This window comes from Bacillus sp. LR_5 (assembly GCF_042709275.1).
In genome coordinates this window covers 1-14,536 of record NZ_JAVAXX010000164.1, presented here as the reverse complement: position 1 = coordinate 14,536, position 14,536 = coordinate 1, and the positions used below count along the sequence as shown (strand labels likewise).

At 41.8% G+C, this 14,536-nt stretch carries 19 protein-coding genes; 13 read left to right on the top strand and 6 right to left on the bottom strand.

Going from position 1 to position 14,536, the window contains the following annotated elements:
• Positions 1-17: 17 nt before the first annotated feature.
• Positions 18-551 (bottom strand): GbsR/MarR family transcriptional regulator, encoded by a 534-nt coding sequence (locus RAC86_RS24890; RefSeq protein ID WP_014115190.1) that lies wholly within the window; start codon positions 549-551, stop codon positions 18-20.
• A gap of 284 nt (positions 552-835) precedes the next feature.
• Between RAC86_RS24890 and opuBA the strand changes: the two genes are divergently transcribed.
• The 10 genes from opuBA (at position 836) to RAC86_RS24840 (ending at position 9,417) form a co-directional block, all read left to right on the top strand.
• Positions 836-1,981 carry a choline ABC transporter ATP-binding protein OpuBA gene (opuBA, locus tag RAC86_RS24885; RefSeq protein ID WP_014115188.1) on the top strand — a complete coding sequence of 382 codons (1,146 nt, stop codon included), beginning with the start codon at positions 836-838 and terminating at the stop codon, positions 1,979-1,981.
• 14 nt (positions 1,982-1,995) lie between these two features.
• Positions 1,996-2,649: a choline ABC transporter permease OpuBB gene (gene opuBB / locus RAC86_RS24880; protein ID WP_072181752.1), complete on the top strand. Its 654-nt coding sequence runs from the start codon at positions 1,996-1,998 to the stop codon at positions 2,647-2,649.
• Between the two features lie 11 nt (positions 2,650-2,660).
• A complete protein-coding gene (opuBC, locus tag RAC86_RS24875) occupies positions 2,661-3,581 on the top strand; it encodes a choline ABC transporter substrate-binding lipoprotein OpuBC (RefSeq protein ID WP_014115186.1) in 921 nt (306 codons plus the stop codon).
• 16 nt (positions 3,582-3,597) lie between these two features.
• A complete protein-coding gene (locus RAC86_RS24870) occupies positions 3,598-4,269 on the top strand; it encodes an ABC transporter permease (RefSeq protein WP_014115185.1) in 672 nt (223 codons plus the stop codon).
• A 361-nt stretch (positions 4,270-4,630) separates the two neighbouring features.
• Entirely contained in the window at positions 4,631-5,122 is a 492-nt protein-coding gene (locus RAC86_RS24865; protein WP_072181750.1) for a NisI/SpaI family lantibiotic immunity lipoprotein, read from the top strand.
• Positions 5,123-5,135: 13 nt separating this feature from the next.
• A complete protein-coding gene (locus tag RAC86_RS24860) occupies positions 5,136-5,852 on the top strand; it encodes a lantibiotic protection ABC transporter ATP-binding protein (protein ID WP_014115179.1) in 717 nt (238 codons plus the stop codon).
• Positions 5,849-6,604: a lantibiotic immunity ABC transporter MutE/EpiE family permease subunit gene (locus tag RAC86_RS24855; RefSeq protein ID WP_061187918.1), complete on the top strand. Its 756-nt coding sequence runs from the start codon at positions 5,849-5,851 to the stop codon at positions 6,602-6,604. Before RAC86_RS24860 ends, RAC86_RS24855 begins: the two co-directional genes overlap by 4 nt.
• 1 nt (position 6,605) lies before the next feature.
• Positions 6,606-7,376 carry a lantibiotic immunity ABC transporter MutG family permease subunit gene (locus RAC86_RS24850; RefSeq protein WP_072565272.1) on the top strand — a complete coding sequence of 257 codons (771 nt, stop codon included), beginning with the start codon at positions 6,606-6,608 and terminating at the stop codon, positions 7,374-7,376.
• 17 nt (positions 7,377-7,393) lie between these two features.
• On the top strand, positions 7,394-8,056 hold the full coding sequence (locus tag RAC86_RS24845; protein WP_014115176.1) for a response regulator transcription factor: 663 nt from the start codon (positions 7,394-7,396) through the stop codon (positions 8,054-8,056).
• The gene (locus tag RAC86_RS24840) at positions 8,047-9,417 is read left to right on the top strand and encodes a HAMP domain-containing histidine kinase (RefSeq protein ID WP_041521070.1); all 1,371 of its coding nucleotides are present in this window, start codon (positions 8,047-8,049) and stop codon (positions 9,415-9,417) included. Before RAC86_RS24845 ends, RAC86_RS24840 begins: the two co-directional genes overlap by 10 nt.
• Before the next feature lie 40 nt (positions 9,418-9,457).
• Here RAC86_RS24840 and RAC86_RS24835 read toward each other — a convergent pair whose 3' ends face one another.
• The 4 genes from RAC86_RS24835 to rghR all read right to left on the bottom strand — a co-directional run bounded on the left by RAC86_RS24835 (position 9,458) and on the right by rghR (position 12,566).
• On the bottom strand, positions 9,458-11,158 hold the full coding sequence (locus RAC86_RS24835) for a methyl-accepting chemotaxis protein (protein WP_061187921.1): 1,701 nt from the start codon (positions 11,156-11,158) through the stop codon (positions 9,458-9,460).
• Between the two features lie 134 nt (positions 11,159-11,292).
• Positions 11,293-11,619, bottom strand: coding sequence for a catDE operon transcriptional regulator CatR (gene catR, locus RAC86_RS24830; protein ID WP_003220037.1), 327 nt, complete (start codon positions 11,617-11,619; stop codon positions 11,293-11,295).
• A 91-nt stretch (positions 11,620-11,710) separates the two neighbouring features.
• Positions 11,711-12,130 carry a helix-turn-helix domain-containing protein gene (locus tag RAC86_RS24825; protein ID WP_061187922.1) on the bottom strand — a complete coding sequence of 140 codons (420 nt, stop codon included), beginning with the start codon at positions 12,128-12,130 and terminating at the stop codon, positions 11,711-11,713.
• A gap of 28 nt (positions 12,131-12,158) precedes the next feature.
• Entirely contained in the window at positions 12,159-12,566 is a 408-nt protein-coding gene (gene rghR / locus RAC86_RS24820; RefSeq protein WP_003220034.1) for a transcriptional repressor RghR, read from the bottom strand.
• A 151-nt stretch (positions 12,567-12,717) separates the two neighbouring features.
• Between rghR and RAC86_RS24815 the strand changes: the two genes are divergently transcribed.
• Positions 12,718-12,951: a helix-turn-helix domain-containing protein gene (locus RAC86_RS24815; RefSeq protein ID WP_003220031.1), complete on the top strand. Its 234-nt coding sequence runs from the start codon at positions 12,718-12,720 to the stop codon at positions 12,949-12,951.
• Between the two features lie 38 nt (positions 12,952-12,989).
• On the opposite strand, the gene RAC86_RS24810 is transcribed toward RAC86_RS24815, so the two are convergent.
• Positions 12,990-13,760 (bottom strand): alpha/beta fold hydrolase, encoded by a 771-nt coding sequence (locus tag RAC86_RS24810; RefSeq protein WP_061187923.1) that lies wholly within the window; start codon positions 13,758-13,760, stop codon positions 12,990-12,992.
• A 150-nt stretch (positions 13,761-13,910) separates the two neighbouring features.
• On the opposite strand from RAC86_RS24810, the gene secG reads away from it, so the two are divergent.
• Positions 13,911-14,141 (top strand): preprotein translocase subunit SecG, encoded by a 231-nt coding sequence (secG, locus tag RAC86_RS24805; RefSeq protein ID WP_003220028.1) that lies wholly within the window; start codon positions 13,911-13,913, stop codon positions 14,139-14,141.
• Between the two features lie 131 nt (positions 14,142-14,272).
• A partial coding sequence (locus RAC86_RS24800) for an alpha/beta hydrolase (RefSeq protein ID WP_377886113.1) occupies positions 14,273-14,536 on the top strand: 264 nt, incomplete at its 3' end.

Sequence of the window (14,536 nt, the reverse complement as noted above, 5' to 3'; positions counted from 1 at the left end):
AATGACAGGGCGTTTTTTTACGGCTTCGGCACATATTTAAAAATCTCTTCGCTTTCAAAAAACTCAATCAATCGCCCGAGCCAATTATAATAATCGAGCCATTCTTTTAATTCCTTCAGAAGCTCATTCACTTTTTCTTCCGCTTCAGGGGTAAGCTCTTCATCCAAGACGCTGAGCAGTTCCCGATTGAGTTTTTTATGCATCATTTTGTTTTTGCTGACGACTTTGCTCCAAGTGGCTGTAAACAGCGTGATAAACGTTTGGTAGTAGTCCTGCTCAACCTCATATAAATCTTTTCTCACGCCCTTTTCGAACACTTTTTCGGCAATGTTGGCATCTAGCATTTCCCGCACAACCTGGCTCATGCGTGTTTTGCTCATGCCGGTCGCTTCAGACAATTCGGTCAGCGTCATCGGTTTTCGATTCATATAAATAATGCCCAGCACACGTCCGACGGTAGAGGGCATTCCAAATGCATGCATGTTTTCTGCGATTCTTTCTATTAAATGGTCCTCAGCTTGTTCAATGATCGTTAACGGATCTTTCTCCAACGGTTTCAATCCTTTCAGCTAACAATTCCGATGTCAATATACCACATTTTTGATACGGCGGAAATGCTGCAACAAGAGAATTTGGCAGGAAATTGGAGCAATAAGGAGATCATCACAGGTCAATGCGGGTAAATCAGCGCTTACACATACTTTATAAACAATATGAACAAATTGTAAACTTTTTATTTTATAAACTTTATTCTATAATGGGAAGCATTCAATTGTCTGAAAAATTAAATATAAACTGAACGAATTGAATAAACTTAATTTTGGAGGTGCGATGTTTGCTGACATTAGAAAATGTCTCGAAAACATACAAGGGCGGCAAAAAAGCCGTGAACAACGTGAATCTTAAGATTGCAAAAGGCGAATTTATCTGTTTTATCGGTCCGAGCGGCTGCGGGAAAACGACAACAATGAAAATGATTAACCGATTAATTGAGCCTTCCGCCGGCAAGATTTTCATTGACGGCGAAAACATCATGGAACAGGACCCTGTAGAGCTTAGGCGTAAGATCGGCTATGTCATTCAGCAGATCGGCCTGTTTCCCCATATGACCATTCAGCAGAACATTTCTCTTGTCCCTAAACTGCTGAAATGGCCGGAGCAGCAGCGGAAAGAACGGGCGCGTGAGCTTCTGAAATTGGTCGATATGGGGCCAGAATATTTAGACCGTTACCCTCATGAATTAAGCGGGGGACAGCAGCAGCGAATTGGTGTATTACGGGCACTTGCCGCGGAGCCGCCGCTTATCTTAATGGATGAACCGTTTGGGGCACTCGACCCGATTACGAGGGATTCCCTTCAGGAAGAATTTAAAAAACTGCAAAAAACCTTACATAAAACCATCGTATTTGTTACCCACGATATGGATGAAGCGATTAAGCTGGCAGACCGGATTGTGATTTTAAAAGCGGGAGAAATCGTTCAAGTTGGAACGCCCGATGATATTTTGAGAAATCCGGCAGACGAATTTGTTGAGGAATTTATCGGCAAGGAGCGGCTGATTCAGTCATCCAGCCCGGATGTGGAACGGGTTGACCAGATTATGAACACGCAGCCTGTAACGATTACCGCGGATAAAACGCTTTCTGAAGCGATTCAGCTGATGAGGCAGGAGCGTGTCGATTCATTGCTTGTCGTTGATGACGAGCACGTTCTCCAAGGCTATGTGGATGTTGAAATCATTGATCAATGCAGGAAAAAAGCCAATCTCGTAGGAGAGGTTCTGCATGAAGATCTTTACACAGTATTGGGCGGCACATTGCTGCGCGACACGGTCCGCAAAATTTTAAAACGGGGTGTCAAATATGTCCCTGTTGTGGATGAAAATCGGCGCTTAATCGGAATTGTGACTAGAGCAAGTCTGGTCGACATTGTGTATGACTCCCTCTGGGGAGAAGAAAAGCAGCTCGCGGTATTGTCATAGGGAGGCGACAAGTCATGCATCAAATTATTCAATTTTTGCAAACCAACGGGGGCGAACTCCTTTATAAAACATTTGAGCATATCACGATCTCGCTCATTGCTGTTATCTTAGGCGTGCTCGTTGCCGTTCCCCTCGGGGTTGTCCTTACTAGAATGAAAAAGGGAGCCGGCACCATTATCGGCATCGTCAATATCATTCAAACGCTGCCGAGTCTGGCGATTCTCGCCTTCTTTATTCCGCTACTGGGTGTCGGGAAGGTTCCAGCCATTGTGGCATTGTTTTTCTATTCCGTTCTGCCGATTCTGCGCAACACGTATACCGGCATTCGCGGCGTCAACAAAAATCTGCTCGAGTCTGGCAAAGGCATCGGAATGACGCCGGCTGAACAAGTCCGTCTGGTGGAGCTGCCGCTTGCCGCACCTGTCATCATGGCGGGAATCAGAACATCGACGATTTACTTAATCGGCTGGGCTACGCTTGCTTCCTTTATCGGAGGCGGCGGATTGGGTGATTATATTTTTATCGGACTGAATTTATATCAGCCGGAATATATCATCGGGGGCGCGGTGCCCGTTACAATATTGGCAATTGTGATTGATTATGTGCTGGCAGTGACTGAACGAAAACTGACACCTGCCGGCATGCAGAGATTGAAGGAAGTTTCATAAGGAGGCGGCTCATGAAAAGAAAATATCTCAAATGGATGATCGGGTTAACGCTTGCAGCAATGCTGACGTTGAGCGGCTGTTCGCTTCCGGGGCTCAGCGCCGCTTCAGACCAGACCATTAAAATCGGCGCGCAAAGCATGAGCGAATCAGAAATCATCGCCAGCATGCTTGGCCAGCTGATCGAACACCATACTGATCTTAAAACAACAACCATTAAAAATCTCGGCTCTAACGCGGTACAGCAGCAGGCCTTAATGAATGGGGAAATCGACATTGCGGCCACAAGATATACGGGAGACGCGCTGCCAGGAACGCTGCGAATGGAACCTGAGAAAGATCCGGAGAAAGCGCTGGCGCTAACACAGCGGGAGTTTAAAAAAAGATATGATTTAAAATGGTATGACTCCTACGGGTTTGATAATACGTATGCCTTTACGGTCAGCAAGGAGCTGGCGGATCAATATCATTTAGAAAACGTATCAGATGTGAAAAAATGGGCACCGCAATTAAAGCTGGGTGTCGATAACTATTGGATGAAGCTCAAGGGAAACGGCTATCAAGATTTTACGAAAACCTACGGCATGACATTCGGCGGCACGTATCCAATGCAGATCGGGCTTGTGTATGATGCGGTAAAAAGCGGAAAAATGGACATTGTCCTCGCGTATTCGACTGATGGAAGAATCAAGTCCTATGGTCTCAAAATGCTAAAGGATGATAAGCAATTTTTCCCGCCGTACGATTGCTCTCCGGTTGTTCCGGAACAAGTGCTCAAAGAACATCCTGAGCTTGAAGGCACCATCCAGAAAATGATCGGGAAAATCGACACAGCCACAATGCAGGAGCTTAACTATGAAGTCGACGGTAATCTAAAAGAACCGTCTGTCGTTGCCAAGGAATATTTAGAAAAGCACCACTACTTCGAATCGTGAAAGGAGGACGAAGCCAATGAACGTGCTTGATCAGTTAATGACATATTACGCGCAGAACGGCAGCTACGTCATGGATGAATTCGGCCGCCACTTTCTCATGTCGGTTTACGGCGTATTGTTTGCTGCTGTCGTCGGGGTTCCGGTCGGAATCCTCATTGCGCATTATCGCCGCTTATCAGCCTGGGTGTTCGCTGTAACAAATGTCATCCAGACAATCCCTGCGCTCGCGATGCTGGCCGTTTTAATGCTTGTCATGGGGCTCGGCGCAAACACCGTGATTGTATCATTATTTCTGTATTCCCTCCTGCCGATTATCCGAAACACGTATACAGGCATTGTCAGCATTGAACACGCCTACTTAGAATCGGGAAACGCAATGGGCATGACGAAATTCCAGGTGCTCCGGATGGTTGAGCTTCCGCTCGCGCTTTCTGTCATTATGGCAGGCTTGCGCACGGCTCTCGTCATTGCCATCGGGATTACAGCAATCGGTACATTTGTCGGCGCCGGGGGGCTCGGGGATATGATCGTCCGCGGCTCAAATGCGACAAACGGAACTGCGATTATTCTCGCTGGCGCGATCCCGACTGCGGTGATGGCCATAGGAGCAGATCTGATAATGGCCTGGATTGAAAGGTTGTTGAATCCAGTGAAACAAAAAAATAGAAAAAAGTTAATAAGTGTATAGAGTTAAGCAAAATGGATTCTTTTCTGAGAGGGAAAAGAGTCCTTTTTTTATGAGGCTTAATAAATAATCTTGATGAAAAAATTGAGGGGATCTGCAAATGTATTTTAAATTGTCGAACTCTGGCATTAGTGCATTCCCTGCCCTTATTTATCTAAACAACGGTGATCAAAATATGAGATTGATTTTAATGTGTGGAAGTGTCACCAATTGCACTCTTTTTCTATCGCTTATTTATCTGCTAATGTATTTTGATTAAATTCTGATAAAAGTATTTTACAATGATCATCATTCAGATAGTGAAGTTCTGTCATGTAGATAAAAGAACTCTATTTTTATAGAAATGTAATAAGTGGAGGGGTGTATGTTGAAAAGATGTATATACATTTTAGGCTGTTTTATTGTTTTATTTATGTTATCTGCTTGTCAATCATTAATAAAGTTTAAAGATAAAGTTGTTGAAGAAACAAAAAAAACAATGCATTTTACTGATGATAATGAAAACGATACATCTGAAACAATGGAGAGCCTGATTGATAAGGGAAAACTCGATCAAGTGGTCTATGACGATAAACTTTATCAGCTGAAAGATAAAGTTGATGAAGACAAAAAAGGAAAAGTAATAGGGGCAATAGGCCAAACTTTCTTTGTAGATGGTGATGGAAAGAGATGGTCGGAAGAAGAACTGAAAGAACCGTATATCTCTAATGACCCGGATGAAATCAGAGAGAAAAAACCATTACGCTATGGGAAGGTTTACAGTACAAACGAGGATCCTGATGCCAAAAATGAAATCATTGTTGAGTTTAATCGTGAGTATTATCGAGCGGTTTTAATAAAGAATGAAAAGGAATAAGGGAGAGAGTGACATGAGTACAGTCCTATTAGAAACCAAAAGCCTTACAAAAAAGTTTGGCAAAGAAACAGCTGTTTCAGATGTTTCATTAACTGTTCAAAAAAACAGCATTTATGGTCTGCTGGGACCAAATGGAGCTGGAAAATCGACAACACTTAAAATTTTAACAGGAATTTTACGGAAGACTTCTGGTGAGGTTTTCTTCGACGGACATAAATGGAAACGATCTGATTTACAAAATATCGGATCGTTAATAGAAACTCCACCTCTTTACGATAATTTAACTGCATTTGAAAATGTGAAAGTCCATGCCACGCTGCTCGGTCTTTCTGAAGATCGCATTCACAGTGTGCTAAAGACTGTGGATATGGAGCATGCTGGAAAGAAAAGAGCAGGGCAGTTTTCGATGGGAATGAGGCAGCGGCTTGGAATTGCAATCGCCTTATTAAATCATCCTAAATTATTAATTCTTGATGAGCCTACAAACGGGCTAGATCCAATAGGTATACAGGAGCTTAGGGACCTAATTCGCTCATTTCCTCAGGAAGGAATAACGGTGATTTTATCTAGCCACATTCTTTCAGAAGTCGAACAAATAGCAGATCATATTGGGATTATCATCGGCGGTCACCTTGGGTATCAGGGTGAAATAAACAAGGCTGATGATTTGGAGCACTTGTTTATGGAAGTTGTAAAGTCAAGCCGTGAAAAAGAAGGTGTAGATAGATGATAAATTATATAAAAGCCGAAAACCTGAAGTTTAAGAGGACGTTTTCCAGAAAAATGATTATCTTTGTGCCTCTTCTTAATATAGGTTTTTCTTTTTTAATGAACATTCAATTTTTTGTATCCGGTACTTTTAACTGGTGGTCTATTATATTTATGCCGGTGATGATTGCTTTATTTTGTTCTTTATCTCATCAAAAAGAAAAAAAGGCTTCTAATTATAATGGTACGTATTCATTACCTATAGATTTAGGGAGATTATGGTATGCAAAGATTATAATTATCATGTTTTATTCGCTATTATCTCAGATTGTATTTTTAGTTTTTATGTTACTCATGGGATTCGTTATAGCTGATTTTGCCATTATTACGCTTTCTACAATTGCCGCGAGTTTGTTACTTTGGATGACAAGTCTTTGGCAAATTCCACTCTGTTTATTTGTGGCCAAAAAGTGGGGGCTTACAATAGCGGTAATGTTAAATCTTATAGGAACCTTCGTTCTGGGCATTATGCCGGCATCTCGTTCCTTTTGGTGGTTTATTCCTTGGAGCTGGCCAATTCGAATGATGAGTCCAACTATTGGTATTCATCCTAACGGCCTGTTGCTTGAAAAAAATGATCCTTTGTTGAGTTGGCTGGTCGTCCCTCCTGCTATATTGATTTCTATTCTATTATTTTTGATACTGTCATTTTTAACCAGTCGTTCATTTGCCCCTTCAATCGATTACAGAACAAAAAAGCAGGGGGCGATGTAAGGTGAGATTGCTTTTGAGGTGTTTACAAGCTGATTTCCAGAAAAGCAAGCACACCTCCTTTATGTGGCTGCATTTTATTATTCCTATAGTTTGTTCATGTGTATTGATCCTGTATTTTTATGGGAGAGATCAAAGCCAATTTCACTTGTATAAATCTTTTATGGAAGCTGTTGCAGTAGCATTGCCGCTGCTCATCGGGGTGCTATGCGGAATGACTGCATCCTTAGAAGAACAGGCAGGGAAATTTCAAGTGTTACTAGGGAGCACATCTCCGAAAGTCATTGCTTATGTGAGTAAAATGTTAATGCTGCTTTTCATGGGGTTGTGCTCTATTGGTTTAGCGCTATTCATCTATATAATAGGATTAAAGTTTATTTTAAAAGTGCCGGATTTGTCTTACGGTATTTTTATAATGGGTGGTGCCTGGCTAGTTGCGGGCAGTGTAGTCCTGTATTGTATTTACTTTTTTATCAGCTGTATGTTTGGAATGGGGGCTTCTGTCCTGATAGGAGGAGCCGGCCTGCTCATGACAGCTCTAATGAACACTGGATTAGGGGATATGATGTGGAAATTTAACCCGTGGGCTTGGGGGATTCGATTGTCAGGTTTAAATGGAGTACTTCACTTTAAAGAAGTAAATCAAGGTGATAATCCTTTGTTAATGCATGAAATGAATTCAGGGGAATTGATTATGGTTTTTGGTATAATATGTACAATCATTGCCAGTCTTATATGGTTTAGTAAATGGGAAGGCAGAAAAACGTTTGAATAGTATGAGGGGGCCGGGAAATGGCAAAAATCCTTGCTGTCGATGATGAAAAAGATATTCTTGTACTGATACAAAATATTTTGCGCCGTGATCAGCATCAAGTTGACACTTTAGATCGTGTTAAAGGCCAGCCGCCTGATTTATTTCAAGGGTATGATTTAATTTTGCTTGATGTTATGATGCCGGATATTGACGGTTTTGAGTTATGTAAACAGATACGGCCTTTGGTTGATTGTCCAATTTTATTCCTCACAGCTAAAACGGAAGAGGAAGCGATAGTAAAAGGCCTCATTACCGGAGGAGATGATTATATTACTAAGCCGTTCGGCGTTAGAGAGCTTAGTGCCAGAGTTAATGCTCACTTAAGAAGAGAACGGAGAGATAAACATCAATCGAAGAGAGTTATCTCCGGTTTTTTATTTCATTTTGATAGTAAAGAAGTATTTATTAATAACAACAAACTCAACCTAACAAAAAATGAATATAAAATCTGTGAATTTTTAGCTCAACATAAAGGGAGAACTTTTTCGAGAGAACAAATTTATGAGGAGATATATGGATTAGAGGGGAATGCCTTGTATTCAACAATTACTGAATTTATTCGAACGATTCGAAAAAAATGTAAAGAGCATAATGCAGACCCCATTAAAACGGTATGGGGCGTTGGATACAAATGGGAATAGGTTTTAAGGGGCAGAAAACACTTCTTAGAGAACTGATAAAGTATATGGTGACTCTATGTATTAGTTTGGTCATACTTGCTCTGCTATATTTATTTATGAATACGATCGCAATGAATACCGGTTTCTCACACCCAGCGAATTATAATGAACGAGAAGCAGAAAAACTGGCGGTGAAGCTGGAAAGCATCGACAAAGTAACTGCTGATATGATTCCTGATACAATGTCATATGCCATCCTTGATAAAGAAACAAAACAAAAAACAGCTGGAAATATTAAAGAAAAAGATTTGCAGCTTGTAAAAAAGAAGATTGAAAAAAAACCGTATGTCAATTATAAGCAAAAAGGATATTTGGTTATAGAAAGAAACGATGAATATTGTGTTTTGCAATATTCATTGCGTGCAGATTTCACTTCGCCTTTACTAAGAAAATACCTTCCTAATTATGAATTAACGAGTATTTGTATTTTGATTATCTTGCTCATTATAGTTATCTCTATTATAACAACTTACTTTGCGAATAGATTAAGAAAACATTTTGAGACATTGAACTTAATCACTCGATATATAAAAGAGCAAAATTTGCAATTCACTCCCGAATTTACACATATTAAGGAATTCGATGATGTGATTGACTCCTTGATTGAAATGAGAGATGCTCTCCAGTCCTCACTTGAGGCACAATGGCGTTTAGAAAAAAACAAGAAAGAACAAATAGGTGCTTTGGCACATGATATCAAGATTCCGATTACCATTATTAAGGGGAATGCTGAATTACTCAGCTTGTCAATACAAAACGAGGAACAAGCTGAGTATACAAAGTATATTCTTGGAGCAGGAAATCAGATTGAACAATATATTTATCAGCTGATTCATCTTTCGAAAACGGAGGATGCCTTAACTGTTCATTTGGAGAAAGCATCTGTAGATAAGTTGACAGAAACCCTACTGAAAGATATATCCGCCTATAAAGGAAATAAAAATATAAACATTTCGTTCAAAAAAGAAAATCTAATGAAAGAAGCGAAAATAGACTGGCAATTGTTACATAGGGCATTATTGAATATCTTAACAAACGCAGTTGATTATACACCGGAAGGCGGCACTGTCTCGGTACATGCAGAATGCGATTCTGAGATATTTTATTTTTTTGTAAAAGACACGGGAAATGGATTTTCGGAAATGGGATTAAAAAAAGCCACAGAACTTTTTTATATGGATGACAAGAGCCGTCATTCTAAAGGTCATTATGGAATGGGATTGACTTTTGCAAAAAATGCAGTGAATCTACATAATGGAGAACTTACTCTTGGGAACACTATAGCGGGTGGAGCAGAGGTTCGAGTAAAAATACCCTTATGAAACGAATAAAGCCCACGTCCTATCTGGACGTGGGTTATTTTTAAATGGTAAACTGATTCATCTTCTCATTAAGCTCTTTCGCCAGCTGCTCAAGCTCTTCGGCATTCTGGAGCACTTGATCCATGGAATGGGCGGATTGCTCGGTAATTGAAAATGTTTCTTCAATGCCGGCGGCCGACTCTTCAGATACAGAAGCGATATTTTCAATCGATTGATTGATGGTAATCGATTGGTTTGTTAACTGCTTCAGGCCATCCGTTACTTCCTTAATGCTGTCTGCAACATGAGTGACGGACTGTTTGATATGCTGCATAGCTTGTCCGGTGTCTGTCAGGTTTTCCGTTCCTTTTTCGACTTCTGTAAAGCTGCTTTCCAAGTATTCAATAACGGTGTAGATTTCCTGCTGTGTGCCGTTGACAATCCGGGTAATATCCTGCACGGAATCAGAAACGCCGTCAGCCAGCTTTCTGACCTCCTCTGCCACAACAGCGAAGCCTTTGCCGCTTTCTCCTGCGCGGGCAGCTTCAATCGCAGCGTTAAGTGACAGCAAATTCGTTTGCTCGGCAATGCCGTTGATGACCTGAACGAGCTTGTTGATATCCTGAGAATGCTGTTCCAGTGATCTCACTTTATGCACGGCTTCCTGAACGATATGATGGATGGTTTTCATTTGCTGTAATGACGTATCCATATTTTCGTTTCCGCTCACTGCGAGTTCGAGAACGTTTTGAGACGTATCGCTGATTGTGATGCCGTGATTATAGGCTTTATCAATGCTTTCTGTAAACTCATTCATTGATTCGGCAATTGTCACCGCGTCTTGGGCCTGCTGTTCAGAGCCCTCAGCCATTTCGTTCATCGTCTCGGTAATATGTTTGCTGCCGGATCTTGTTTCATTCGTTGCAGTTGCCAGCACTTGTGAAGAAGAAAGCACCCGGCTTGATATTTCTTTGGAGTATCCGACAATATCTCTCAGATTGCCTACCATTTTGTGCAGCGCTTCGTTCAGATCACCCAGCTCGTCTTTTGAATTGAGCGGCTCTATGTCACTCGACAGATCTCCCTCGGCAATATGATTGGCAGATTCCTTCATACGAATGATAGGCTTTACAATGTTTCGCGTGATATAAAGCCAGATGAAAATGCTGATAATGATCGAAGCTGCCACAAGCGAAGCCGTGTAAATGAGCCCTTTATGGTATACATCCTTCGTTTCTTTTACCGCTGTGTTGCTGCCTTCTTTATTAAAGTCAACGAGCTGAGTGACTGATTTTTTCATATTCTCAAAGCTGGCCTCAGTCTGTACCAATAAACCTCTTGCTTTGTCCATGTCATTCGTGCGTCCGCTTTCTATAATTTGCGCATGAATATCAGCATAGGTATTCACTTCATTTTGAAGCTCCTCGAACAGTTTCTGTTCTTTATCATTGGAAATCGTTTTTTCGTAGCTATCAAGCTTTTGATTGATGTCTTCAAGGATCTGATTCATTTCTTGATCAAGCGTATCCATTTTGCTTTTGTCTGTGAAAATCAGAAAATCCTTTTCTTTAGAAGAGAGATGCTCGGTCAAATAATTAATCGATGTAATTTCTTTGATGCCGTCAATCCATTTTGTGTTGATTTCATCTGTCTTTTGAATGATATGCTGCATATTAAAAGCGCCTATTCCGCCGACAAGTAAATTGATCAGGATCAGTGTCAAAAATACCAGGCTGAATTTGCGGGAAATCGTCAGTCGCATATAAGTGGTCTCCTTTAAAATCGTAATGTGTGTGGATGTACTATATATCGGCTGAGAAATCGTTTTTTTACCTGGAAAATGAAAAATAAAAAACGGCTCTTTTCTCGCCTTTGAGATCAGAACCGTTTTAGCAATTAGTCAAGAAAGGAAGGGTCAATCCAATCCGTCGCCCATTTAGAAATCTCACCCAAAATGGGGGCTAACGCCTTTCCTTTATCGGTCAATGAATATTCGATGCGAACCGGAGTTTCAGGGATGACATCCCGCTTCACCACTCCTTCAAGCTCAAGTTCTTTCAGCCGTTCTGACAGAACTCTGCCGCTTAGATTTGGAAGTGCTGCTTCAATTTCGCTAAATCGCTGCGACCCGTTCAAGAGCTGAAATACGATCAAAGCGACCCAGCGTTTACTCAAGATGTCGACTGCTTTTTCAAATCTAGGACACATTTCTGATTGGTTCATACTTTTCACCTCGTCTGACACTATTATAACGCAAATAACGAGGGAAGGTATGCAAGCGTGATTGATAAAATGCAGAAAGAGATACAGGGGATTATGAAGAAGAGGTTCGTTTTTTTGCTTCCGAGGCTAAAAAATCGAAGTATTTGCTGAGATTTTCAATATCCTGCTTTGAGAGATATCCCCATTTTTGGCTATTGAAAATCGGGAGGTGCTCCGCTCCTCGAGTGACAGCCGTTTGGTAAATTTCATATATGGACTGATAGCTTTCCGAAGCTTCGCGGATTTCTTCTGGAAAGGCCCGAATATGGCCTGCGGCAGCCATCAGGTTTTCGTAGGGAACCTTCAGTACGGCCGCCAATTTTTTGATAGTGGCAGGTTTTGGCGTGCCCCGCTTGCCGTTTTCAATTTTTGAAATGGTGGCTGAGCTGATGCCTGAGTACACCGCAAGCTGATTCACTGTCAGTTTGCGGGCGCGGCGCAGCTCCCGTAATTGCTGTCCGAACGGTGACATGGTGATCGCCTCACATTTCTATCAAGGGTTAGTCATCAGCAGACCGTTTTTTGGCTTCGTCTGAAATAAACGAAAAATAATGATCCAGCATGAGCAAATCTTCTTTATTGAGATATTGCCACTTTTCGTTCTCAAGAAGAGCAAGGTTTTTCAGGTCATAGGCCTCCGCTTTTTCAAGCAGCTTGCACTTCGTTTCATAAGGAGCCCTGGCTTCATGCACTTCTTCGATGTAACCTGCCTTATACATAAGCCCTTCATAAGGAATTTTTAAAGCTTCCGCCAGTTTTTTTATGGTGGCAGGTTTGGGAACGCCCCGTTTGCCGTTTTCGATTCTGGAGATGCCGGCTGCGCTTACGCCTGAATAAGTCGCCAGCTGGTTGACTGTTAATTTTCTCTCTTCACGCAATGCCCGCAATTGTTCGCCGAAGCTTTCCATGTATCTCACCCCGTCCCTCACTGTTACTCATATTTTAGTATGTTTATTGACTAAAGGGAATAGGTAGGCTGGAAAAGTATTGACAAAAGTTAACATAAGCCGTAATGTAAAAGTATAGAAAAAAGTTTTCCAGGAATGGAAGGTGAGGAAAGTGCCAGTAGAAAAGATACAGATTAGACGTGATTATGTATTGCAGTATATGGTCAATAACGATTATTCCCTTAATCAGCTTGCGCTGGAAATCGGAGTCTCACCCGCCACACTGAGCCGCGTGCTGAATGGAGAAAGACGGCCGGGGCAGCTTGTGATCGGTAAAATGCTTCACTATTTTAATTTGAAATTTGAGGATCTTTTTTACTATGATTTTATTGACAAAAGTCAATAAACAGCGGAAAACGCAAGGAGACCAAGCGTTTTCTATCCCTATGAATGATGTGTCAACACAAACCCTGTCACCAGTTCGTTGCATGTTTTATATTGTTTTGTCGGCAGCTGATGCCCCTGATATTCCAATCTGAAAAATTCGGCATGGCTGCAAGCTTTGCGGTAATAGCCTGAGGCTGAGAAGGTCCAGTCTCGAAGGCCGCCATACATAAACAGCATTGGCATGTGTAAATGAGGCAGCTGTTCAATGCAGTTGTAGCGGAGCGAATCCTGATAATATTGATGCCAATGGGCAAGGTCCGCTTTTTTCATATGGCCTGTTAATAGGTTTCGAAGTTCTTTGTTTTTTGTGTGGCTGACAGCAAGGATTTTGATGAGCAAACCGGCGTTTTTCTCGAGCAGATACATCCCCGTCTTGTGAATCTTCTCTCCGATTACGTTATGAACAGCGGGGTAAGCGCCGGACAGAACAAGATGAGATACTTTGTCCGGGCGGGTAAAGCCGATATGCTGCGCAATTAAGCCGCCTGCGGAATACCCAAATAACACAGCCTTATCAATGTGCAGAGCGTCTATGAATTGCACGATCTCGTTTGCGTAATAAGAAATAGAGGCGGGCTGATCCGCGTGATCACTGTCGCCGTGTCCGCTTAAATCGGGAAAAATCACCCTGAAATGCTCGGAGAGAAGGCGCTGATAATAAAAAACCTTGCGTCCCATGCCCGGCGGATGGATAAAAATGATAGGAATTCCCTGTCCATATTCCTCATAATAAAGATGTTTTCTGCTGGCTATGCTGATAAGGGGCATTGTTTTTCTCCTTTTGACCTTTTCATATGAATAGGGTAACCAAGATAATACGTCTTATCCCGCCTTTTGGCGTCTGATACAGCGTGACATGCCAACCCTTTTCATGTAAAATAGAAGTAATGTAGGCCAGTGAGTCTGGAGGTGTAAGGGATGCACGCGGTTTTGATTACCTTATTGGTTATCGTCAGCATTGCACTTATTATTGTCGTTTTGCTTCAATCCAGTAAAAGCGCCGGATTATCTGGTGCGATTTCAGGCGGAGCGGAGCAGCTCTTCGGGAAACAAAAAGCAAGAGGTCTTGATTTGATTCTGCACCGCATTACGGTTGTGCTGGCAGTCTTGTTTTTCGTGTTGACGATTGCGCTTGCTTATATCCTATAGGGCAATGTTTGTATAAGGTCTGATGTAAAGTCAGGCCTTTTTCACGTTTCTGGCTGATATTCAGAGTGTTTTTTTCTGATCAAACTGTGGAAAACTAAAATGATCGTGCAGATAGAAAGGGAGACATGAGCATGAAAGTTGTGACACCAAAACCATTTACATTTAAAGGCGGAGACAAAGCGGTGCTTTTGCTGCACGGCTTTATGGGAAATACAGCGGACGTACGAATGCTGGGACGTTATTTGAATGAACGGGGCTATACGTGCCACGCGCCTCAATATGAAGGACATGGCGTTCCCCCTGAAGAACTGGTACATACAGGGCCTGAAGACTGGTGGAAAAACGTGATGGATGGCTATGAATACTTAAAATCTGAAGGCTATGAGAGCATCGCT